Source organism: Pilimelia anulata, from assembly GCF_014647895.1.
Taxonomy (GTDB): Bacteria; Actinomycetota; Actinomycetes; order Mycobacteriales; family Micromonosporaceae; genus Pilimelia; species Pilimelia anulata.
This window is the reverse complement of record NZ_BMQB01000004.1, coordinates 226166-248728: the sequence shown is the minus strand read 5'-3', so window position 1 is coordinate 248728 and position 22563 is coordinate 226166. Positions and strand designations below refer to the sequence as shown.

At 77.2% G+C, this 22563-nt stretch carries 14 protein-coding genes; 4 read left to right on the top strand and 10 right to left on the bottom strand.

The genetic code is table 11. The annotated features are described in order from the left end of the window. Positions 1-47: 47 nt before the first annotated feature. The 7 genes from dpgA to IEY94_RS11285 form a co-directional block, all read right to left on the bottom strand. Entirely contained in the window at positions 48-1193 is a 1146-nt protein-coding gene (gene dpgA / locus IEY94_RS11315) for a 3,5-dihydroxyphenylacetyl-CoA synthase DpgA (protein ID WP_189170067.1), read from the bottom strand. Positions 1194-1242: 49 nt separating this feature from the next. Further along, positions 1243-5184: a non-ribosomal peptide synthetase gene (locus IEY94_RS11310; protein ID WP_189170066.1), complete on the bottom strand. Its 3942-nt coding sequence runs from the start codon at positions 5182-5184 to the stop codon at positions 1243-1245. Continuing rightward, complete coding sequence (locus tag IEY94_RS11305; RefSeq protein WP_229783602.1) at positions 5181-6002, bottom strand: methyltransferase domain-containing protein; 822 nt, start codon at positions 6000-6002, stop codon at positions 5181-5183. The genes IEY94_RS11310 and IEY94_RS11305 overlap by 4 nt, the downstream gene beginning before the upstream one ends. A 66-nt stretch (positions 6003-6068) precedes the next feature. Next, positions 6069-7382, bottom strand: a complete 1314-nt coding sequence (locus IEY94_RS11300; RefSeq protein WP_229783593.1) for an aminotransferase class I/II-fold pyridoxal phosphate-dependent enzyme — start codon at positions 7380-7382, stop codon at positions 6069-6071. 173 nt (positions 7383-7555) lie between these two features. Beyond that, the gene (locus IEY94_RS11295) at positions 7556-8506 is read right to left on the bottom strand and encodes a 4-(cytidine 5'-diphospho)-2-C-methyl-D-erythritol kinase (RefSeq protein ID WP_189170064.1); all 951 of its coding nucleotides are present in this window, start codon (positions 8504-8506) and stop codon (positions 7556-7558) included. A gap of 247 nt (positions 8507-8753) precedes the next feature. Further along, positions 8754-9605, bottom strand: coding sequence for a 16S rRNA (adenine(1518)-N(6)/adenine(1519)-N(6))-dimethyltransferase RsmA (gene rsmA / locus IEY94_RS11290; RefSeq protein ID WP_189170063.1), 852 nt, complete (start codon positions 9603-9605; stop codon positions 8754-8756). Beyond that, positions 9599-10615: a TatD family hydrolase gene (locus IEY94_RS11285; RefSeq protein WP_189170256.1), complete on the bottom strand. Its 1017-nt coding sequence runs from the start codon at positions 10613-10615 to the stop codon at positions 9599-9601. The genes rsmA and IEY94_RS11285 overlap by 7 nt, the downstream gene beginning before the upstream one ends. A 141-nt stretch (positions 10616-10756) precedes the next feature. Between IEY94_RS11285 and IEY94_RS11280 the strand changes: the two genes are divergently transcribed. After that, the gene (locus IEY94_RS11280) at positions 10757-11986 is read left to right on the top strand and encodes a hypothetical protein (RefSeq protein ID WP_229783591.1); all 1230 of its coding nucleotides are present in this window, start codon (positions 10757-10759) and stop codon (positions 11984-11986) included. A 79-nt stretch (positions 11987-12065) separates the two neighbouring features. Here the strand turns inward: IEY94_RS11280 and IEY94_RS11275 are convergent, their stop codons facing one another. Both IEY94_RS11275 and metG read right to left on the bottom strand, forming a co-directional pair. Continuing rightward, complete coding sequence (locus tag IEY94_RS11275) at positions 12066-14510, bottom strand: MSCRAMM family protein (protein ID WP_189170062.1); 2445 nt, start codon at positions 14508-14510, stop codon at positions 12066-12068. A 143-nt stretch (positions 14511-14653) separates the two neighbouring features. Beyond that, complete coding sequence (metG, locus tag IEY94_RS11270; protein WP_189170061.1) at positions 14654-16432, bottom strand: methionine--tRNA ligase; 1779 nt, start codon at positions 16430-16432, stop codon at positions 14654-14656. A 472-nt stretch (positions 16433-16904) separates the two neighbouring features. Here metG and IEY94_RS11265 point away from each other — a divergent pair, with 472 nt between their 5' ends. Next, a complete protein-coding gene (locus IEY94_RS11265; RefSeq protein WP_189170060.1) occupies positions 16905-17723 on the top strand; it encodes a hypothetical protein in 819 nt (272 codons plus the stop codon). A gap of 221 nt (positions 17724-17944) precedes the next feature. Here IEY94_RS11265 and rsmI read toward each other — a convergent pair whose 3' ends face one another. Further along, a complete protein-coding gene (rsmI, locus tag IEY94_RS11260; RefSeq protein WP_189170059.1) occupies positions 17945-18784 on the bottom strand; it encodes a 16S rRNA (cytidine(1402)-2'-O)-methyltransferase in 840 nt (279 codons plus the stop codon). A gap of 77 nt (positions 18785-18861) precedes the next feature. Here rsmI and IEY94_RS11255 point away from each other — a divergent pair, with 77 nt between their 5' ends. Together IEY94_RS11255 and IEY94_RS11250 are read left to right on the top strand one after the other, a co-directional pair. Then, entirely contained in the window at positions 18862-20409 is a 1548-nt protein-coding gene (locus tag IEY94_RS11255) for a dolichyl-phosphate-mannose--protein mannosyltransferase (RefSeq protein ID WP_373291259.1), read from the top strand. A gap of 436 nt (positions 20410-20845) precedes the next feature. After that, a complete protein-coding gene (locus IEY94_RS11250) occupies positions 20846-22267 on the top strand; it encodes an RICIN domain-containing protein (protein WP_189170058.1) in 1422 nt (473 codons plus the stop codon). Positions 22268-22563: the final 296 nt, after the last annotated feature.

The following is a 22563-nucleotide window of genomic DNA, read 5'->3' as shown; positions in this document are numbered from 1 at the left end:
CCGGGCAGGGGCCGGTCCGGAAGGGCAGGGGCGGTGCGTCGGGCGGGTCACCAGCGGACCAGCGCGGTCTCGATGGTGGAGCCGGGGCCCATGGTCATGAGCACGCCGTACTCGCCGGGGCGCACGGTGCCCTCGTTCAGCAGCCGCTCGTAGGAGAACAGGAACGAGCCGCTGGACAGGTTGCCGTAGTCGCGCAGGACGCCGCTGGTGTGCCGCAGGTCGTACCGGGTCAGGCCGAGGTTCACCCCGACCGAGTCGATGACCTTCTTGCCGCCGGAGTGGACGAGCCAGTGGGCGATGTCGTCCTGGCGCAGCCCGCTGCGGCCGAGCAGCCGGTCCACGGTGGCCCGGGCGTGCGCGCCGACGACGTACGGGATCTCCGGGTCGAGGTAGAAGCTGAAGCCCTGGTGCGCCTCGTCCCAGTCGTACCGCATCGCGCCGAGCGCCTCGGTGATGATCCGGCTGGTGAAGTCGATCACCCGGGGGGCGGGCGGCCGGTCGGTGCCGTCGGCGACGGCCGGGCCGGCGACCAGCGCCACCGCGGCCGCGCCGTCGCCGAACAGGCTGTTCACCACGGCGGTGCGCATCGTGCCGTCGCTGACGTACGCCGCCGAGCACGCCTCGGTGCACACCATCACGGCCAGCTCGCCGGGGTTCGCCCGGGCCCAGCCGGCGGTGGCGTTGAGGCTGTTCAGGCCGGCGTTGCAGCCCATCCCGACGACGTCGACGCGGCCGGTGTGCGGGTCCAGGTCCAGCTCCCGGATGAGCAGGGCGCTGAAGCCCGGCGTGAGGAAGCCGGTGGAGGTGACGCAGCACAGGTACCGGATGTCGGCCGGGTCCGCGCCGATCTGCTTGAGGCACTCCTGGACCGCGCGGGAGCCCATCGCCACGCCCTGTGCCCGGTGCTTGGCCAGCAGGGCGCCGGTGGGCTCGGGCCGCGGGCGGCCGTCGGGGCCGGCCGGGGGCATGGTCAGGTACCGGCGGTCGATCGCGCTGTTGCGGAACACCGACCGGATCCGCGGGTCGGTGATCCCCAGCAGGTCGACGACCTCGGCCTGGGTGTACGAGGTGGCCGGCACGGCAGTGCCGACCCCCAGGATCCGCGCCATCGCGGCGCGCTGCACGGCGGGGGGCTCCCCGGTCCGGACCAGGCCGGGGTGCGGCAGCAGGGCGGCGGTCATCGGTACGTCCATCCCCACATGCGCCGCCGGCTCCGGATCAGCCGCTTGACTCGGCGGTCGGTCATATCGCGTTCATCCTCTCGGCGATGAGCGGGCCGAGCGCGGCCATCGCGCCGGCCTTGACGACGTCGAGGTGTCCACAGTCGACGTCGCGGTACGCGGTGCCGGGCGGCAGCAGCGGCCGCCACGGCCGGTCGGTGTGGCCGTCGCGGGTGGCGGTGACCACCAGCGCCGGCCCGGCGAAGGCCGGCGGGGCGTGCCCGGCCAGGGCGCGCAGGTTCGCCGCGGTGACGGCGAGCAGCCGGTCCAGGGCGGCGTCGTCGAGCGAGGCCAGCGGGCTGTTGCGGGCCGCCAGCGCCGCCCGCGGGCCGGCCGGGCCGGGGTCGTCGGCGAGGCCGTCCAGGGCGGCGTACCGGACATGCTCCGGGGTCGGCCGGGCCGGGCCGTCGCCGCCGGGGTGCGCGTCCAGCAGGACGAGCAGGGCGACGTCGCCGCCGGCCGCGGCGGCGATCCGGTGCGCCAGGGTGCCGCCGAAGGACCAGCCGACCAGCACGTACGGGCCGGCGCCGGCGAGGGCGGCGATCCGCTCGCGGTACCCGGCGACCAGGTCGGCGACCGCCCGGTCGGGTACCGGGCCGGCGGCCAGCCGCGGGTCCTGGAGGGCGTGCACCGGGTGGCCGGCGGGCAGGTGCCGGGGCAGCGCCGAGTACCCCCAGCCGAGCCCGTTGGCCGGCGGCAGCAGGAGCACGGGCGGGCGCTCGCCGACGGCCCGGTACGTCAGCACGGGCCCGAGCCCGGCGGCGCCGCCGACCGCGACCGGCCGGGGAGCGCCGGCGCCGTCGGTGGCGGTGCCGCCGGCGGCGGGATCGGTGGTGGCCGTGAGGAGGCGGTCGAGTTGGGCGACCGTCGGGGCGGCGAAGATGCCGCGGACGCCGACCGCCGCGCCCAGCGCCGCCTCGATCCGGTGCGCCAGCCGGGCCGCGAGCAGCGAGTGGCCGCCGAGGTCGAAGAAGCTGTCGTCCGGGCCCGGCGGCGGACCGCCCAGCACCTCGGCGAACAGGCCGGCCAGCCGGCGCTGCCGGGGCGTGGCCGGCGGCCGGGCGGCGGCCCGCGGCGCGGGCGGGGCGGGCAGCGCGGCCCGGTCCAGCTTGCCGTTGGCGGTGCGCGGCAGCGCGGCGAGCGGCACATACGCCGCCGGCAGCATGTAGTCGGGCAGCCGCGCGGCCAGGTGGTCGCGCAGCGCGGCCGGGTCGGGGGCGGCGCCGCGCGGCACCGGGTACGCGACCAGCGCCGGCTCGCCGCCGGGGCCGGGCCGGGCGACGACCGCGGCGGCGGCGACGGCCGGGTGCGCGGCCAGCGCCGCCTCGACCTCGCCGGGCTCGATCCGGAACCCGCGGATCTTGACCTGGTCGTCGCCGCGGCCGAGGTACTCCAGGTGGGCGTCGCGGGCCCAGCGGCCGAGGTCGCCGGTGCGGTACATCCGGGCGCCGGGCGGCCCGTACGGGTCGGCGACGAACCGGGTCGCGGTCAGTCCCGGCCGGCCGAGGTAGCCGCGGGCGACGCCCACGCCGGCCAGGTACAGCTCGCCGGTCACCGCGTCGGGCACCGGCCGCAGCGCGCCGTCCAGCACGTATACCCGGGTGTTGGCGATCGGGCGGCCGATCGGCGGCGCGCCCGGCCGGTCGCCGACGACCGCGCAGGTGGAGTACACGGTGGTCTCGGTCGGCCCGTACAGGTTCACCAGCCCGGCGCCGTGCGCGCGCAGCCGGTCGGCCAGCGGGCCGGGCAGCGCCTCGCCGCCGGCCAGCAGCCGGACCCCGCGCAGCGCGGCCGGGTCGAGCATCCGCCACAGGCTCGGCGTGGCCTGCATGACGGTGATGCCGCGGTCGGCGAGCAGCGCGGCCAGCTCGGCCGGCTCGCGGACGGTCGCCCGCGGCACCAGCACCAGCGTGCCGCCGGCGAGCAGCGGCGGGAACAGCTCCAGCACCGAGGCGTCGAACGCCGGCGTGGTGACGGCGGCCAGCCGGTCGGCCGGGCCGAGCCGCAGCCGGTCGGCGACGCCGAGCTGGAAGTTGACCAGGCCGGCGTGGGTGATCACCACGCCCTTCGGGCGGCCGGTGGAGCCGGAGGTGTAGATGACGTACGCGGCGTTCGCCGGGATCGCCGGCGGGCCGGCCGCGGCGGCGCCGGGCAGGACCAGGCCGGCGGACAGCGGGTCGTCCAGCACGATCCGCGGGCAGCCGTCGGCGTCCGGCAGCGCGCCGACCGACTCCCGGTCGGTGAGCAGCAGCGCCGGGCGGGCGTCGTCCAGGGTGAGCGCGAGCCGGTCGGCGGGGTGCGCGGTGTCCAGCGGCAGGTACGCCCCGCCGGCCCGCCACACCGCGAGCATCGCGACGATGAGCTGCGCGGACCGCGACAGCGCCAGCGCCACCAGCCGCTCCGGGCCCACCCCGCACCGGCGCAGGACCGCGGCCAGCCGGTCGGCCCGCTCGCCCAGCTCCCGGTACGTCAGCTCGTCGGCCCCGGCCACGACGGCGAGCGCGTCGGGGGTGGCGGCGATCCGCTCGGCGATCAGGTCGCCGAGGGTGCCGGCGGGCAGCGGCCGGCCGGTGTCGTTGTACGCGGTCAGCAGCCGGTACCGGTCCACCGGCGCGAGCGGGTCGACGGCGCCGATCGGGGCGTCCGGGTCGGCGACCAGCGCGGCGAGCACCCGGCCGAGCTGCGCGGCCAGCGCCCCGGCGGACGCGCGGCGGAACAGGTCGGCGCTGTACTCGACGACGCCGCGCAGGCCGGCGGGCGCGCCGTCGGCCGCGCGCTCCTCGCTGACGTAGAAGGACAGGTCGAACTTCGCCACGTCGGTGGCCGACCGCTGCGGGGTGGCGCCGAGGCCGAGCAGGTCCACGTCGCCGGTGCCGCCGCTGGCCAGTACGAAGAACACCTGGAACAGCGGGTGCCGGGCCAGCGAGCGGGCCGGGTGCAGGTCCTCGACCAGCCGGTCGAACGGCAGGTCCTGGTGCTCGAACGCGGCCAGGTCGGCGTCCCGGACCCGGCGCAGCAGCTCCCGGTACGACGGGTCGCCGCCGGTGTCGGTGCGCAGCACCAGCGTGTTGACGAACAGGCCGACGAGGTCGTCCAGTGCCTCGTCCGCCCGCCCGGCCACGGCCGTGCCCAGCGGGATGTCGGTGCCGCAGCCCAGCTTGGTCAGCAGCACCGCGATGGCCGCCTGGACGCCCATGAACACGCTCGCCCGCTCCGCCCGGGCCAGCTCGGCCAGCCCGGCGTGCACGCCGGCGGGGACGGCGAACTCGACCGTCCCGCCGCGGTAGCTGGCCCGGGCCGGGCGCGGGTGGTCGGCCGGCAGCGGCAGCTCGGCCGGCAGGTCGCGCAGCGCGGACCGCCAGTACCCGAGCTGCCGGTTGACCTCGCTGGCCGGGTCGTCCGGGTCGCCGAGCAGCTCGCGCTGCCAGAGGGTGTAGTCGCCGTACTGCACCGGCAGCGGCGCCGGGTCCGGGGCGTGGCCGGCGAGCCGGGCGGCGTACGCGGCGGACAGGTCCCGGCCGAGCGGCCCGAACGACGCCCCGTCGCCCGCGATGTGGTGCAGCAGCAGCACCAGCACGTGGTCGGCCGGGCCGACGGTGAACAGCCACACCGCCAGCGGCAGGTCGGCGGCCAGGTCGAACGGGCGGGCGCAGGCCGCCGCCACCCGGGCGTCCACCGCGGCCGGGTCGACCGTCTCGTGCCGCACCGGGACGACCGCCTCGGCCGCGGGCAGCACCTGCTGCACCGGTTCGCCGTCGACCTCGGCGTACCGGGTGCGCAGCACCTCGTGCCGGGCGGCCACGTCGGCGACGGCCGCCCGCAGCGCGGCCGGGTCGACCGGCGCGGCGATCCGGCTGACCACCGGGATGTTGTACGTCGCCGACGGCCCCTCCAGCCGGTGCAGGAACCACAGCCGCCGCTGCGCGTGGGACAGCGGCAGCGCCGTGGCGGGCGGACCGCTCACCGCTTCCGCCAGACGGTGACGTGCGACTCGAAGTAGTCGTACTCGCGCGGGTTCTGCCGCAGCACCCCCGGCTCGTCCGCCTCGGCCAGCAGGTCGAAGTCCGCGGCCAGCAGCGCCTTCAGCGACTCCTCGCTGGGCGTGCCGGTGGCCGCGGCGCCGAGCCACTGCGCCGGGTCGCTGAACTCGGCGTACCAGGACCACGGGCAGGCCACCATCAGCAGCCCGCCGGGCCGCAGCAGCTCGGCCGGGCCGGCGAACCGGGCCAGGCAGTCCGCCGGCCGGCGGACCCGGTCGAGCACGTTGGACAGCACCACCGCGTCGTACGGCCCGCCGCCGGGCGCCAGCGCGTCGGCGTCCCCCACCTCGAACCGCACCCGGCAGCGCAGCGGCGGCTCGGCCACCCGGATCGCGACCTCGCGGTAGAACGGGCCCTGCTCGATCACGCAGAACGTCCCACCCCCGTGCTCGGTCAGCGACTGGGCCACCTCGATCGACCGCCGGCTGATGTCCACCCCGACCACCTCGCCGGCCACCCAGGTGCCGAGCGCGTGGGTCAGCCCGCCCACGCTGCACCCGACGTCCAGCGCCCGGTCCACGGCCGTGCCGGTGCGCGCGGCGCAGTCGCGCAGCAGGTCCGAGAGGCGCTGGCAGTACCCGTGCGCCATCGTCAGCGGGTGCCGGCCGCGGTCGAACACGTCCGCCGCCTCGGCGTAGTGCATGAGCAGGTACTTGGAGATGTCCCGGGAAGCGTCGTACGGCGCGCCGGCGTCGTGCTCGAACAGTTCGTCGCCCTTGAGCAGGGCAGGGGGGACCGTCACCGCGTTTCCTCTCGGCAGTCGGCGACCCGTCGCGGGCGCCCGGATGGGGGGAAGGGTGCGGGCCGGTCAGGGCGCCGCGCGGGCGGCGACGAACGCGGCCAGCCGGTCGAGGCCGGTGGCGATGTCGCCGGGTTCGAGGTTGCTGATGGACAGCCGGATGCGCGGCCGGGGTCGGCCGTCGCCGTGGAAGTGGTGCATCGGCGTCCAGAGGACGCCGAACTCGCGGGCGGACAGCTCCAGCAGGTCGTCGCCCGCCGGGAACGGCACCCGCAGGGTGAGGAAGAACCCGCCCTCGGGCCGGTTCCAGCTCACCCCGGCCGGGTGGCCGGGCGGGAACCGCTCGGCCAGCCCGGCGAGCGCCAGCCGCAGGTTGCGCCGGTACACGTCGATCTCGCGCCGGTTCGCCGCGCGCAGGCTGAGCCCGTGCGCGAGCAGCTTGCCGCCGATCACCGCCTGGCCGATCGGGGACGTGTTCAGGCCGAGCATGCTCTTGGTCTTCGCCACCTGGTCGGCGAGCGTCTCCCGGCGCCCGCCGCCGGCGTCGACCCGCTGGCCGGCGACGGCGTACCCGATCCGGGCGCCGGGGAAGCCGGACTTGGCGAACGAGCCCAGGTACACCACCCGGTCGGCCCGGTCCAGCGCGCGCAGCGTCGGCAGGCTGCCGCGCTCGCCGGTGAAGATGCCGTACGGGTTGTCCTCCAGCAGCAGCAGGTCCAGGTCGGCGGCGGCGTGCAGCAGCCGCAGCCGGGTCGGCCGGTCGAGGCTGTGGCCGGTCGGGTTGGCGAAGTCGGCGTTGAGGTACAGCGCCCGCGGGCGCAGCCCGGCCGCCCGGGCCCGGCCGACCGCGTCGGCGAGGTCGCGCAGGTCGACGCCCGCGGACCCGGCCCGCACCGGCAGCACCCGCAGGTCGGCGAGCCGGGCCGCGCCGGTCAGCCCGACGTAGCCGGGGCGGACGGCGAGGACCGCGTCGGCGTCGTCCCGGCGCAGGGTGCGCAGCACCAGGAAGATGGCCTCCTGGGCGCCGGCGGTGAGCACGATGGACTCCGGGTCGGCGTCGATCCCCTCGTCGATCAGCAGGTGCCGGGCGACGAGGTCCTGGATGATCCCCTTGGTCCGGCCGTACTGGAGCAGGGTGCGCCGCGCGGCGGCCTCGTCCGGCGCGGTCCCGCGCAGGTGGGCCACGAAGGTGTCCAGGTGGGCGCGGACCGCGTCCAGGTCGAGGAAGCCCTCGTACGGCTGGCCGGCCGCGAACGACACCGCGTCCGGGTACCGCAGGGCGACCTCGTTGAGCAGGTCGAGGGCGGCGACCTCGGGGGCGCGGACGCCGCCGAACAGGTCGTCGACGGACAGGCCGGGCGGCGCGATGGCTGGGGCATACACCGGACGCTCCTGGGGGCGAGGGGGGCTGGCGCTGCGCATCAGACTGGGCAGCCCCGCTCACCAACGCCTTCCCGAATCCTTCCCGCGCCCGGCATGTGCCGACATGCCCGGAGGCACCGGGCACCGCGGCGCCCCGACCCGGTGCGATTCCGGGAAGGCGTGGAAGTTGCGGGCTAGAGCACCCGGGCGCCGGCGACCGGGCCCTGGACGGGGACGGCGTACCGGCACAGGCCGGCGGCCTCCAGCTCGGCGGCGACGGCCCGGGCGTGGTCGGCGCCGCGGGCGAGGAACACGCAGGTCGGTCCGCTGCCGGAGACGAACCCGACCAGCGCGCCCGCGGTGACGCCGGCGTTCAGCGGCCCGGCCAGCGCCGGGCGCAGCGACAGCGCCGCGGCCTGGAGGTCGTTGCCGAGGGCGTCGGCCAGCACCTCGGGGTCGCGCTGGCGCAGCGCGCCGAGCAGCCGGTCGGTGGTGCCCAGCGGCGCCGGGGCGGTGCCGGCGGCGCGCAGCCGGTCCAGCTCGCCGTACACCTCGGGGGTGGCCAGGCCGCCGTCGGCGACGGCGAGCACCCAGTGCCAGGTGGTCGGCCGGACCAGCACCGGGTTGACCACCTCGCCGCGGCCGGTGCCCAGCGCGGTGCCGCCGTGGACGAGGAAGGGTACGTCCGAGCCGAGACCCGCGGCGACCTCGGCGAGCTGGTCGCGGCCGAGGCCGGTGCCCCAGAGCGTGTCGCAGGCGATCAGCGCGGCGGCGGCGTCGGCGCTGCCGCCGGCCAGGCCCGCGGCGAGCGGGATGTGCTTGCGCAGGTGCAGCCGGGCGTGGGCGGGGCGCTGGGTGTGCGCCGCGAGCGCCCGGACGGCCCGGACGATCAGGTTGGTGTCGTCCAGGGCCAGCTCGCCGGTGCCCTCGCCGGCCATGGTGAGGGTGAGCGTGTCGCCGGGGCGGGCGGTCAGCTCGTCGTACAGCGAGACCGCGTGGTACACGGTGGTGAGGTCGTGGTACCCGTCGGGGCGCGCCGGGCCGACGGACAGGTGCATGTTGATCTTCGCGGGTACCCGGACGCGGACCGGGCCGGAGGCGGGCCGGGGCCGGTCGTCGTCGTCCGGACGCCAGGCCTCGGTCACGGGACGGCGACCGGCGGGCGGCCGGCGGCGCCCCGCGGGCGGGGATCCGACGCCGGGGGGCGGGCAGCGCGACCGGACCCGCCACGTACGCGGTCAGCGCGCAATGCTCCTCCTCCGGCTCGGCGACCCCGGGCGGCGGTCGGGGCCCGGGGTCAGCGTACCCGCCCGGCGCACCCGCCCACCGCCGCGCGGCTCGGGGTCGATCATGGCCCACCGGGCGCCGGTTGTCCCGCGGGAGCGCGGGGTTTCACCCGTGCCGGGCGGCGGCGATGGCGGCGAAGTCGGCGACGGTGAGCTGCTCGCCGCGGGCCGTCGGCGGCACCCCGGCGGCGGTCAGCGCGGCCTCGGCGGCCGGCCCGCCGCCGGCCCAGCCGGCGAGCGCCGACCGCAGCATCTTGCGCCGCTGCGCGAAGGCCGCGTCGACCACCGCGAAGACCGCCGCGCGGTCGGCGCCCGGCGGCGGCTCCCGGCGGGTGAACGCGACCAGTCCGGAGTCGACGTTGGGTACCGGCCAGAACACGCTCGGCGGCACCCGACCGGCCGGGCGGGCGGCGGCGTACCAGGCCAGCTTCACGCTGGGCACGCCGTACACCCGGGAGCCCGGGCCCGCGGTCAGCCGGTCGGCGACCTCCTTCTGCACCATCACCAGCCCGTGCCGCAGGCCGGGCAGGGCGGCGAGCAGGTGCAGCACGACGGGCACCGCGACGTTGTACGGCAGGTTCGCCACCAGCGCCGTCGGCGCCGGCCCGGCCAGGTCGGCCGCGCCGATCCGCAGCGCGTCGGCGTGCCGGACGGTCAGCCGGGCGGCCGCGTCGGGCCCGGCCATGTCGGCGACCGTGCCGGGCAGCGCGGCGGCCAGCGCCGGGTCCAGCTCGACGGCGTGCACGTGCGCGACCCCCGGCAGCAGCGCCAGCGTCAGCGAGCCCAGGCCGGGCCCGACCTCGACCACCACGTCGTCCGGGGCGAGGTCGGCGGCGGCGGCGATCCGGCGGACGGTGTTCGCGTCGTGCACGAAGTTCTGCCCGAGCTTCTTCGTCGGGGTGACGCCGAGCCGGGCGGCCAGCCGGCGCACCTCGGCCGGGCCGAGCAGGTTCACCACGGGCCGAACACCCGGGCGCCGGTGGCGGCGAGCGCGGCGCACAGCTCGGCGGGGTCGGCGCCGCGCAGCTCGGCCAGGAACCGGACGGTCAGCGGGACCAGGTACGACGCGTTCGGCCGCCCCCGGTGCGGGGCCGGGGTGAGGAACGGCGCGTCGGTCTCGACGAGCAACTGGTCGGCCGGGGTGAGCGCGGCGGCGGCGCGCAGGTCGGCGGCGCTGCCGAAGGTGAGCGTGCCGGCGAAGCTGAGCACGTACCCGCGGTCCACGCAGGCCCGGGCGAAGTCGGCGTCGCCGGAGAAGCAGTGCAGCACGACGGTGTCCGGGGCGCCCTCGGCGTCGAGGACGCGCAGCACGTCGGCGTGGGCGTCCCGGTCGTGGATGACCAGCGGCTTGCCGTACCGCTTGGCGAAGCCGATGTGCGCGCGGAAGCTCTCCTCCTGCGCGGCCCGGCCGTCGTCGCCGGTCCGGAACCGGTCCAGGCCGGTCTCGCCGATGCCGCGCACCCGCGGGTGGGCGGCGAGCGCCTCGATGTCGCGCAGCGCGGCGTCCAGGTCGGGCAGGCGCGGGGCGTCGTTGGGGTGCAGGGCGACGGTGGCGACGACCTCGGGGTGGGCGTCGGCGACGGCCACGCCCCAGCGCGAGGACGGCACGTCCACGCCGACCTGGACGAGCCGGTCCACGCCGACGGCGGCGGCGAGGTCGATGGCGGCCCGCAGCCGGGGGTCGTCGGGTGCGATCGCGGCGGGGTCGCCGTCACCCGGACCGGCGGTATCCCCGGCCGGCCCGCCGTGGGCGGGCGGCGCGCCGGCCGGGTCGCGCGGCGGGCGGGCCGCGCCCGCCGCCGGCAGGGTGGCGAACGCCGGCTCGGCGACCGTCAGGTCGAGGTGGGTGTGGCTGTCCGGTACGGGCACCGGCAGCGGCTCCGGCGCCGGCGGGTACTCGCCCGCCCGCCGGGCGGCCCGGGCCCGCTTGCTCGTGGTCGTCGTCGCGTCGGTCATCACCCCCAGCATCACCGATCGAGTTGATCAAGAAGTCGGCAGGATCGATCGTCCCGATTCGTCACCCTCGATCGGTGGGGGCGGCCCCGCCCTGCCCGCAGCGTGCACGCGCTGTTCACCCGAAGGCCCCTTGCCGGGGTTAGGGTCCCCTTCGTGTTGAACCCGGCCGACCCGGTCACCACCGCGCTCGTCGCGGACGTGCGGGTCACCTTCCGCGGCGCGAGCTACGCCGCGAACGAGATCGCCCGGGGCGCCGCGTACGAACTGCTCAGCGAGCGCGCGGAGCCCGGATTCACGCCGTCCACGCGCGGCGACGCGGCGTGGCGCCTGATCGTCCACGCCACCGAGGTGACCATGGAGAGCGGACCTCTCAGCGGCGGTGAGACGCCACTGATGGTGCCGCTGAGCCGCAGCCGGACCTGGGCGGACTTCCACCGGCTGAGCCAGACCCCGACCCCCGAACCGGTGCCCGAGCTGGCCGCGATCCGCCGCACCGCCGCGATCCGCCGCGGCACCCGCATGATCAAGGTGCTGTCGGTACGGCAGCTCAACGGCTACCTGAAGGGCTGGCTGCCGGCCGGCTTCTGCCACCGCGAGTGGGACGTCGCGCACCTGCGCACAGGCACCGACCTGCGGATCCTGCGCACCGACGCGGACAGCCACCGGGACCGGACCGACGTCACGTACGCGCTGCGCTGGCGGGCCGTCGACCCGGCCGACTACGAGATCCCGACCGCCGCCGCGCACCCCGGCCTGGTCGGCATGCCGGCCGGGTACCGGGTCGGCGCGCCGGTCCTCGGCACCGGGTTCACGCCCAGCTCGCAGCACGTGATCCCGGAGTTCGTCACGACGGACCTGACCGACATCCCGCTGCCGGCGAACACCGCGCTGATCGCGTACCCCGGCGACGGCACCGAGGTGGTGCTGTTCACGTACCAGCCGGAGCAGCGCGGCTGGCTGCGGATGGCCGGGCCGGCGTACCGGCACCTGCTGGCCGGGCTGGGCCCGGCCGGCGACCAGGAGTACCTGCCGGTGCCCGGCAACGACCGCGGCACCAGCCGGCTGATCGGCCGGTACCGCGGCGCCGAGTACGACACCGTCGCCGACCCGCCGGAGGAGTTCCGGGTGCTGGCGATGTCCCGGGCGGCGCGGTACCCGGTCGAGTCGCTGGCCCGGCGCACCCGGTACGCGACCTGGCGCGGGGCGCGGTGCAGCGTGGTCAGCGTCGAGGGGGCCTGGGTGCGGCTGCGGCTGTGCCGGCCGGACACCGACGCGGTGGTGGCGATCGGCGCGCAGTGCCACGAGCGCGGCGTGTTCGAGGCGTGGGCGCCCGCGAACGAGCTGGCCGACTGCGTGACGGTCGACCAGCCGTACGAGCTGTAGTCGGGCCGCCGCCACCGGACGGCGGCGGCCGCCGGCCCGCGCCCGCCACCGGCGGGCCGGCAGCGGGGCCGCGGCGGCGTCAGCGCCGTCGCGGCGTCCCGCGCTGCACCGGCGCCAGGGCGAAGTCGACGACCGCCCCGGTCGAGCCGGCCGGCACGTGGATGTCCTTGGCCGCGTCGTACACCTCGCCGTTGTCGTACCAGCCGCGGCGCGGCCCGGCGATCGTGCTGAACTCGTACCGCAGCCGCACCGTCCGGCCGGCGAGCACCGGCAGCCGGTACCGGCGGGTGAGCTGGTCCACCTCCGCCTCGGCCAGCTCGGCGCCGTCCGGGCCGAGGACGGCGACCGTGCCCGCGCGCCACTGCCCGCCGATCGTGCCGGTCAGGTCGACGCCGCGGGTCAGCGACGCGTCCAGGGCGACCGTCTGCTTGGCCAGCACCCGGACGGTCTGCGCCTCGGCGGCCGTGACCGCGCGGCCGGACCACTGGCTCGGGAACGCGCCGGTGGTGAAGCGCAGCGGCCAGTCGTACGGCCCGAAGCCCCCGGCCAGGAAGCGCCCGCCGACGTCGGTGATCGCGGCCGGCGGGTCGAGCCCCGCGCGCGGGGCGAGCCAGGACACCTCGGCCATCATCGGCCGCCCGGACGGCCCGGACGTGACCAGCCCGGTGATCAGGCCGGCCGGGTCGAGCAGCACCGGCGGCGCCGCCGTGGGCTTGCCGGACTTGACCACGATCGGGGCGGCCTCGGCCTCCCGGCCGACGCCGCCGGCCGCGCCGACCCACTGCCGGCCCAGGCCGTTGCCGCGCGGCTCGACGAACATCCGGTACGTGCCCTTGGGTACCGCGGCGAACGTGGCCGCCCCGCCGGCGTCGGTGCTCGCCGGGTCGAGCGCCGGCAGGCCCGGCCGGGTCGGGACGAGGTGGACGGTGACGTCGCCGACCGGCCGGGCGCGCGGGCGCGGGCGGCGGCGCGAGTCGGTCGGCCGGGCGCCGACCTGCACGGTGACGCTGCCGCCGCGGTCCAGCAGGAAGCCGGCCTCGGCCGGCCCGTCGGCGGGTACGGCGACCCGGTCGGTGGTGGGCAGGTGGCCGCTGCCGTTCGGGGTGCGCACGGTCGCCTCGTACCGGCCGGGCAGCACGTCCGGCAGGACCAGCGAGCCGCTGTCGGTACAGCCGCGCGGGTACTTGCCGGCGTCGGAGTCGGGCAGCCGCTCGGCGTCCGGGCCGATCAGCACCGCGCAGAACACGGTCAGCGGGGTGCCGGTCTCCTCGTCGTTGGCGGTCAGCGTGACCCGCTGGCCGGTGGCGGCCCGCTCGTCCAGCTTGCGCACCTCGCCGCCGGCCAGCGTGATCGGCTCGCTGTTCGGCGCGGAGCCCTTGCCGCCGAGGTACTGCCGGCGGCCGTCGATCTCGAAGCCGATCCGGTACCGGCCGGCGGCCAGCCCGTCCATCCGGTACCGGCCCTGCCGGTCCGGGGTGGCGCTCAGGATGACCTCGGAGCCGTTGTCCGGGACCGGCTTGGCGAACACCCAGCCGTGCGAGGTGGGCTGCCCGTCCTTGCCGGACAGCACGCCCTCGATCGCGCCGGTCGGCAGCAGCTTCTCGTTGACCTCGACGTCGGCGTCCCGGCCGACGGTGATCGGCTTCGCCCCGGCCGGGTCGCCCGTGCCCGGCAGCCACTGCATCGAGCCGCGCGGCGACAGCACCGACACCGTGTACGCGCCGGCCCGCACCCGGGCCAGGGTGAACTCGCCGCGCCGGTTCGTCCGCTCCCGGTGCGCCTCGAACTCGCCCACGTGCAGCCGGACGGTCGCGCCCAGCACCGGCTCGCCGGCCGCGTCGGTGATCACCCCGTGCACCCGGCCGGTCTCCGGCAGCGACTCGGTGAGGGTGATCCGGTCGCCGGCGGCCACGGTCAGCTCGGTGGCGCCCTCGGCGCTCGGCCGGCCGGGCACCCACTGGCTGATGCCGTCGGCGGCGAACTCCACCCGGTACGTCCCCGGCGCCACCCGGACCGCGGCCCGGCCGTCGCCGTCGGTGACCTCGGTGACCCGGGCGCCGAACCGGCCGACCGGGTGCGCCGTCATCTCGCCCCAGGAGACGCCGCCGTCGGCGTCGGTGAGCACGCCGGCGATCCGCGCGTGCGGCAGCAGCCGCGGTCGGACCTCCGTCGTCGCGCCGGCCCGCACCTCGTACACCGTGGCCCGTTCCAGCAGCTCGGTGGACTCGGCCCACATCTTCAGGCCCTCGATCCGGCAGAACACCGTGTACTTGCCGGGGTCCACGTCGGCGAACGCGATCCGGCCGGCGTCGTCGGTGTTGCCCTCGAACAGCGGCGTGCGGCCCTGCTCGTCGAACACCCGCACCTCGGCCAGCCGCAGCGGGCTGCCGTCGGTGTCCAGCAGGGTGACCGCCAGGGTGCCGGGGTCCGCCGCGGCCACGGCCGAGCCGACCGGTCCGGCGACGACCGCCAGCAGGGCCAGCAGCCCGGCCAGCATGAGCCGCCAGTGCGTGAAACGCCGCATTCGCCGTCCCCGGGTGCCGGCCGGCGCGCGCGGGGTGGTCGCGCCGGCCACGAACATGGTCAGGCGCGGATCATATCGACGGGCATACCCGCCGGCCAGGTGGTCGGCCGGACGGCCGAGGCGGGGCTGGCCGGTCGGCGCGGTCAGCCGCCGAGGCGGGCCAGCTCCTCCTCGACCACGGACGGGTCCAGCTTGCGGAACACCGGCGTCGGCGCGGCGAGCGCCCGGCCCGCCGGCAGCGGCACCGACCCCCAGCGGGTGCCGACGCCGTAGTCGCCGGTGATCACCGGGTAGCCGGGGCCGCCGTCGAGGTCGTCCACGTCGACCAGCTCCGGCAGCGGCGCGTGCACGCCGGTGCCGCCGAGCGCCTCGTGGATCTGCTGCGCGGCGTGCGGCAGGAACGGCGTGAGCAGGGTGTTCGCGTCGCTGACCACCTGCAGGGCGACGTGCAGGATCGTGCCCATCCGTGGCTTGTCGGCCGGGTCCTTGAGCTGCCAGGGGGCCTGGTCGGACAGGTACCGGTTGGCCTCGGCCACCACCCGCATCGCCTCGCCGATCGCCTGCTTCTGCCGGTGCGCGGCGATCAGGTCGCCGACCGTGCCGAAGCCGGCCCGGGCCGCGGCGAGCAGCGCCTCGTCCGCCGGGGTGAGGCCGGCGTCGTCGACCGGCGGGATCGCGCCGAAGTTCTTCGCCGCCATGGCGATCGACCGGTTGACCAGGTTGCCCCAGCCCGCCACCAATTCGTCGTTGTTGCGGCGGACGAACTCCGACCAGGTGAAGTCGGTGTCCGTCGTCTCCGGACCGGCGACGGCGATGAAGTAGCGCAGCGCGTCGGCGTCGTACCGCTCCAGGAAGTCGCGCACGTAGATGACCACCCGGCGGGACGAGGAGAACTTGCGCCCCTCCATCGTCAGGAACTCGCTGGAGACCACCTCGGTGGGCAGGTTCAGCTCACCGCGCTCCCCCGGCTCGCCGCCGCGGGCGCCCCGGCCGTCGTACCCGAACAGGATCGACGGCCAGATCAGCGAGTGGAAGACGATGTTGTCCTTGCCGAGGAAGTAGTACGCCCGCGCCTTGTCCTTCCAGAACCGCTGCCAGGCGTCCGGCTCGCCGGAGCGGCGGGCCCACTCGACCGACGCCGACAGGTACCCGATCACCGCGTCGAACCAGACGTAGAACCGCTTGGTGCCCCAGCCGTCGCGCGGGATCGGCACGCCCCAGTCCAGGTCCCGGGTGATCGCCCGCGGGCGCAGGTCGGCCACCAGGTTCTGCGAGAAGCGCAGGACGTTGGGCCGCCAGCCCTCCCGGCTGTCCAGCCAGGAGTGCAGCGCGTCGGCGAACGCCGACAGGTCCAGGAACAGGTGCTCGGTCTCGCGGAACTCCGGCACCTCGCCGTTGATCCGCGAGCGCGGGTCGATCAGGTCGGCCGGGTCGAGCTGGTTGCCGCAGGTGTCGCACTGGTCGCCGCGGGCGCCCGCCGCGCCGCAGATCGGGCAGGTGCCCTCGATGTACCGGTCGGGCAGGGTGCGCCCGGTCGACGGCGAGATCGCGCCCATGGCGGTCTTGGCGACGATGTAGCCGTTGCGGTCCAGCGTCTCGAACAGCTCCTGCACGACCGCCGCGTGGTTGCCCGTGGTGGTGCGCGTGTACAGGTCGTACGACAGGCCCAGCGCGACCAGGTCGCCGGCGATGACCCGGTGGTACTTGTCCACGAGCTGCTGCGGGGTCAGGCCCTCGGCGTCGGCCTGCACCGTGATCGGGGTGCCGTGCTCGTCCGTGCCGGAGACCATGAGCACGTCGTGCCCGGCCATCCGCATGTACCGGCTGAACACGTCGGAGGGCACCCCGAAGCCGGAGACATGTCCGATGTGCCGGGGCCCGTTGGCGTACGGCCAGGCCACCGCGGCGAGAACACTGCTCATGACTGTCCAGCGTAGTGCAGGGCCGGGCCGGGCGCCGACACGCGCCCGCACGTCCCGCACCGGCCCGCCCGGGCGTAGTGCAATCGGAACCATGCGCAGATCAAGACCGCACGCAGGGAAAACGCCCGGTTCGAGCGGGCCGGGGGCGATCGGCGCGCCCGCGCCGGGCGGCGGCGCGACCGCCGCGGCGGCCCCCGCGCCGGACGGTCCGCCCGCCGGCGCGCCGCCACCCGACCCCGCCACCGTCCGGCCCGACCATCCGCCCGCACCCCTCCCGAGCACCCTCGCCCCGGACCCACCCGCCCCCGGGCCGGACGGGCTCGGCACGGACGGACACAGCACGCACGGACACAGCACGCACGGACACAGCACGGACGGGCTCGGCGCGGACAGGCTCGGCACGGGCGGACTCAGCACGGACGGACTCGGCACGGACGGGCTCGGCGCGGGCGGGCTCGGCGCGGAGGGGCCCGTGGGCGACCCCGCGGCGGGCGACGCCGGCGCGCACGGCCCCGACGACGGGGCCGGCGAGGGTGCGGCGGGGCGGAGCGGGCGGCACGCCGTCGCCGAGGCCGCGCCGGACGCCGCGTACCACCGCACCCCGGCGCAGCCGGCCGGCCCGTGGGCCGGGCTGGACGGCGACGACGCCTGGTGGCACGGCGGCGAGCCGCCGCCGGTGCCCGAGCCGCCCGCCGTGGCGCCCGCGCCGCGCGCCGGCGACGCCGACCCCGGCTGGCGGGTGCCGCACCGCGGCCGGCACGGCGGCCCCGCCGCCGGCCGACCCCGGCCGGCGCGCCCGCCGCGCAGCGCCGCGGCCGGGCTCGCCGCCCTGGTCCCGCTCGCGCTGCTGGCCGCGTTCTTCGGCTGGGTCGCGGCCGGACCGTTCGTCCTGGCCAGCGGGGGCGGGACGACCGGTACGGCCACGATCACCGGCTGCGCCGGCAGCAGCCTCGGCCTGCGCTGCACGGCCAGCTTCGTCGCCGCCGACGGCGACTTCACCGCCGACCGGGTGGCCCTGCTGGGCGTACCGGAGACCCAGCGCGCGGCGGGCACCGCGGTCCGGGCGCGCATGCCGGCCGACGACAGCCGCCTCGCGTACGCCGGCGACACGCTGACCCTGCACCTGCGCTGGCTGGCCGGCGCCCTGGCGACCCTGCTCTGCGGCGTGGCGATCGCCCGCGCCACGGGCGTCCACCGCCTGCCGGACCCGCAGCACCGCCGCCGCGCCCGCCTGACCTGCCTCCTGGGCCCCCTGGCCCTCCTGGCAGCCTTCACGCTCACCCACTGGTAAGAGGGGACAACCGGAGACAGCAACGCCCGCGACCACGACGACCAGCGGGGTCGGGAGGGGGCGGGTGCCCCGGCAGGGGATCAAGCCCGACCGCCCCTGCCGGGGCACCCGCCCCCTCCCGACCCCCACCGCAACCACCGACGAACCCAACGCCAACGCCACCCCACGACGCCGAGCCACCGACGGACGCCGGCCGGACGAAGCCGATCACGGTCGCGGTGTCAGCCGCCCACGGCCGCCGCGTACACCTCCCGCCGGGGTACGCCCGTCTCCGCCGCCACGGCGGCGATGGCGTCCCGCCGGCTGGCCCCGCCCGCCACCCGCTGTTCGACAGCCGCCCGCAGCTCACCCGCCGACAGCGCGACGACCCGCTCCGGCGCCCCCGCCACCACGAGCGTGATCTCCCCCCGCACCCGCTCGCCGTCCACCGCACCCGCCAGCGCGCCGAGCGACCCCCGCCGCACCTCCTCGTACGTCTTGGTCAGCTCCCGGCACACCGCCGCCGGCCGCTCCCCGCCGAACGCCGCCGCCAGGTCCGCCAGCGCCGCCGCGAGCCGGTGCGGCGCCTCGAACAGCACCATCGTGCGCCGCTCGGCGGCCAGCTCGGCCAGCCGCGCCCGCCGCTCGCCGCCGCGCCGCGGCAGGAACCCCTCGAAGCAGAACCGGTCGCACGGCAGCCCCGAGAGCGCCAGCGCGGTCGTCACCGCGGACGGCCGCCCCGGTACGACGGCGACCGGCAGGCCGGCGTCCAGCACGGCCCGGACCAGCCGGTACCCCGGGTCGGAGACGCTCGGCATCCCCGCGTCGGTGATCACCGCGACCTCGGCCCCGGCGGCGACCTCGGCGACCAGCTCGGCGGCCCGGCGGGCCTCGTTGCCGTCGAAGTACGAGACCACCCGTCCGGTGATCGCGACGTCCAGGTCGCGGGCGAGCCGGGCCAGCCGGCGGGTGTCCTCGGCGGCGACGATCGCCGCCGAGCCGAGCGCCGCGCGCAGCCGCGGCGAGGCGTCGCCGGGGTTGCCCAGCGGCGCGCCGAGCAGTACGAGCCGTCCGTCCGCCACCGCTGCCTCCCGTTCCCCGCGACGCCACGGGGCCGCAGGTTCGCCATCCGGCCCGTCCGGCAGCCTACGATCTCCCGGTGGCCACCGATACGGCAGTAGACCCGGCGGCGCCCCCGGCGCCGGCGGCGGCGCGCGCGCCGGCCGCGGTCGCGGAGATCACCCGGCGGCGGCTCACGCCGTACCCGGCCGGGGCGCGGGCGTACGCCTGGTCGTGGCTGCCGACCCTCGTCGTCACGGCGATCGCCGGGATGCTGCGGGTGATCGGGCTGGGCTCGCCCAAGGGCAAGATCTTCGACGAGACGTACTACGCGACCGAGGCGCACGGCCTGCTCAGCTACGGCGTGGAGTGGAACTTCGAGCAGAACACCGCCGCGTACGTCGTGCACCCGCCGCTGGGCAAGTGGCTGATCGCGGTGGGCGAGCGGCTGTTCGGGTACGACGAGTTCGGCTGGCGGATCGCCGCCGCGGCCGCCGGCACGCTGTCGGTGCTGCTGCTGATCCGGGTGGGCCGGCGGATGCTGCGCTCGACGGTCCTCGGCTGCCTGGCCGGGCTGCTGCTGGCGCTGGACGGATTCCACCTCGTCCTGTCCCGGTCGGCGCTGCTGGACATCTTCCTGATGCTGTTCCTGCTGGCCGCGTTCGCGGCGCTGCTGCGCGACCGGGACAGCCGCCGGGCCCGCTGGCTGGCCGCGCTGGAGGCCGGGCGGGACAAGCCGGCACCGGCGGTCCGCGGCTGGCTGCTGCTCGCGGCGGCGCTGCTGGGCGCCGCGACGGCGGTCAAGTGGAGCGGCCTGTTCTTCGCCCCGGCGTTCGCGCTGCTGGTGGTCTGGTGGGACGCGGGCGCCCGGCGCAGCGCCGGCGAGCGGCAGCCGTGGCGGCGGGCGCTGGTCCGCGACGGCCTGGTGTGGCTGCCGTGGTGCGCGGCGGCGGTGCTGGCGGTGTACCTGCTGGCGTGGTCGGGCTGGCTGCTCACCGACGTCGGGTACTTCCGGCACTGGCTGGCCGAGCGGGGGCAGCCGGAGCCGCCGGTGTGGGGCGCGCTGCAGAACCTGTGGCACTACCACCAGGAGGCGCTGCGTTTCCACAGCGGGCTGAGCACCAAGCACACGTACCAGTCGTGGCCGTGGCAGTGGCTGCTGCTGGGTCGGCCGGTGGCGTTCTACTGGTCCGGGGACGCGGTCTGCGGGTCGGGCGAGTGCGCCGCCGAGGTGCTGCTGCTCGGCACGCCGGTGCTCTGGTGGTCGTTCCTGCCGGCGCTGGTGGCGACCGCGTGGCTGGGCATCGCCCGGCGGGACTGGCGGGCCGGGGCGATCTGGGTCGGCGTCGCGGGCGGCCTGCTGCCCTGGTTCTGGTACGCGTTGCAGAGCCGGACGATGTTCTCCTTCTACGCGCTGCCGGCGGAGCCGTTCCTGATCCTCGCGGTGTGCTTCGTGCTGGGGGCGCTGGTGGCGCCGCGACCGGCCGGGACGCCGAGCACGCGGCGGGCGGTGGGGATCGGGGCGGCGGCCGGGTACGTGCTGCTGGTGGGCGCCTGCTTCGCCTGGTACTACCCGATTTTTGTGGGTGCGTCCATCCCGTACGACGAGTGGCAGTTGCGGATGCTGCTCGGCAACCGCTGGATCTGACCCGACCCCGACCCCGACCCCGATCCGATCCCGACTTGATCCGGACCCGATCGGGCGAATTGCGGCGCGGGCCGGGGGTTGGATCGACCGGGGCCGGGCGGTCGGCGTTCGCGGGGGTCCACTGTGGGGGCGCGCGCGGGGTAATTGCCGACTCAGACAATAAGACGCGCCCCGATCGCCAGCCACGGGGGGAAGCGGGCGATAGGGGCGCGCAAGCCAAGTGTAGCGGCGGGCGCCAATGTTCACAACAGGAGGGTTCTGCACACCCGGGTACGGGTGCGCGTGAACGGCGCCGTCCCGGGTGATCGTCCCGGTTCCCTGTCGGCCAGGGGACCCGGGCCCGACTGCGCGTGACGGTCGACTGCATCGTGCGTGAGGGCAAAACAGGCGCATTCACCGTTGTCCGGGCGGAGGGGGGTGCGCCACTATGAGCGCCATGGCTGGTCAGGAACCGACGTCCCCCGCGCCCGACGACCCGGCCGCGGTGCCGGAGCCGACCGACGCCGCGCCCGACGCGGCGGCGGACGCCGACGGGGCGCTCGGCTTCCGCACGTTCGACGACTACCTCCCGGCGGAGTCCGGCACCGCCCCGGCCACGCCGCCGACCGGCCCGGTGGCGTTCCCGCGGGCCCCGCTGACGCCGCCCGCCACCCCGGCGGCGCCCCCGGCCGGACCCGCGCCGGCAGCCGGGCCGCCCGCCGCGGCCGAGCCGCCCCCCGACTGGCCGACGAACCCGGGCGCCGCCGCTCCCCCGGCCGACCCGCCGCCCCGGCTGCCCATGCCGATCATGCCGCCGATGCCGACCATGCCCCCCACGGACCCGTGGTCGTCGCTGGCCGCCGACGGGGCGGACCCGGACGGGCTGGACCCGTCGCTCACCGCGGCCACGGGCGAGTTCCCGGTCGTGCCGGACTCGCCGGCGGCGCTCGACCCGAACGACCCGCTGACGGCCCCGCTGGAGAACATCGCACCGCCCGCCCCGGAGGTCGGGTTCACCCCGACCGCCGACCCCACGCAGGGCGGGGTGAGGGCCGCGGACGAGGCCATGGCGGCCGACGAGTGGGGCCTGACCAGCGAGCTGCCCCGCATCGCCGCCGACCCGGCGGCAGCGACCACGGTGTACCGGTCGCGGGTGGCCGGCGGCCCCGGCGGGAACGGCCCCCGGTCGCGCGGCGGCGGCAAGCTGCTCTGGGTGGCCGCCGGGCTGTGCGTGGTGGGGCTGCTGATCGGCGGCTCGCTCGCCGTCGGCCTGGTCGACCTCGCCCCCACCGAGACCGGTACGGCCGCGGCGCCGACCCGGCGGCCGGTGGCGCAGCCGACGACGACCGGGCTGCCGGAGACCCCGGCCGACGAGGGCGACGCGCCGCCGGCGACCGGCAGCGCCGAACCCCCGGCGGAGGCGACGCCGAGCCGGGCCGCGGAGCCGGCCCCGCCGCGCCGGGGCAGCGACCGGACCGGCGCGCTGCGCTCGGTGGCGACCGAGCTGTGCGCGACGGCCGGCCGGGCCAGGGGGGCGCGCGGGGCGCAGGTCCTGCAGAGCGAGTGCGAGCCCGACAGCGACCGGTGGCGGCTCACCCAGGACAACGGCGAGTTCACGATCGTGCACGACGAGACGGGCCGGTGCCTGACGGCGCCGACCGGGCCCGGGCGCGAGCAGGTGTCGCTGGCCGAGTGCAGCGCGGACGAGGACCAGCGCTGGCGGCTGGGCATCGAGGGCACGGAGTTCGAGGTCACGAGCGTCTCGACCCAGCGGTGCCTGGACGTGCCGGCGGCGGCCCGGGTCGAGGGGCTGGTGCTGAACCAGTTCACCTGCAACGACTCGAACGCCCAGAGCTGGCAGCTCGTCGAGATCGAGTAACCCGGAGGGCCGGCCCCGGGAAAAGTGGATGGCCGGCGGGTGGGGGCCTACGCGTCTGGCCCGCCCACCCGCCGGCCAAAGCGCCGCCGGTGTTCACCCGATCCGCCACCACCCGGCGGTCGGGCGCCCGGCGGCCGTTTTCGCGGCCGTCCGTGCCGAGAAAACACATCGGAACCGCGCCCCGGCAGTTGAGCGATTACCGGCCGATCCGCTGAACGATTCGCCGCCGCGCCGGTTGGCCGACGGCGGGGCGCCGGCGCGCGGTACCAGCGGGGCCACCGGGGCGGGTGGGGCGC

What these genes read in the sequence shown, in the direction of transcription:
- IEY94_RS11275 (WP_189170062.1), bottom strand. Translation starts at nt 14,510, where the DNA reads ATGCGGCGTTTCACGCACTGGCGGCTCATGCTGGCCGGGCTGCTGGCC.
- IEY94_RS11285 (WP_189170256.1), bottom strand. Translation starts at nt 10,615, where the DNA reads ATGCTGGGGGTGATGACCGACGCGACGACGACCACGAGCAAGCGGGCC.
- metG (WP_189170061.1), bottom strand. Translation starts at nt 16,432, where the DNA reads ATGAGCAGTGTTCTCGCCGCGGTGGCCTGGCCGTACGCCAACGGGCCC.
- dpgA (WP_189170067.1), bottom strand. Translation starts at nt 1,193, where the DNA reads ATGGACGTACCGATGACCGCCGCCCTGCTGCCGCACCCCGGCCTGGTC.
- IEY94_RS11250 (WP_189170058.1), top strand. Translation starts at nt 20,846, where the DNA reads ATGGCTGGTCAGGAACCGACGTCCCCCGCGCCCGACGACCCGGCCGCG.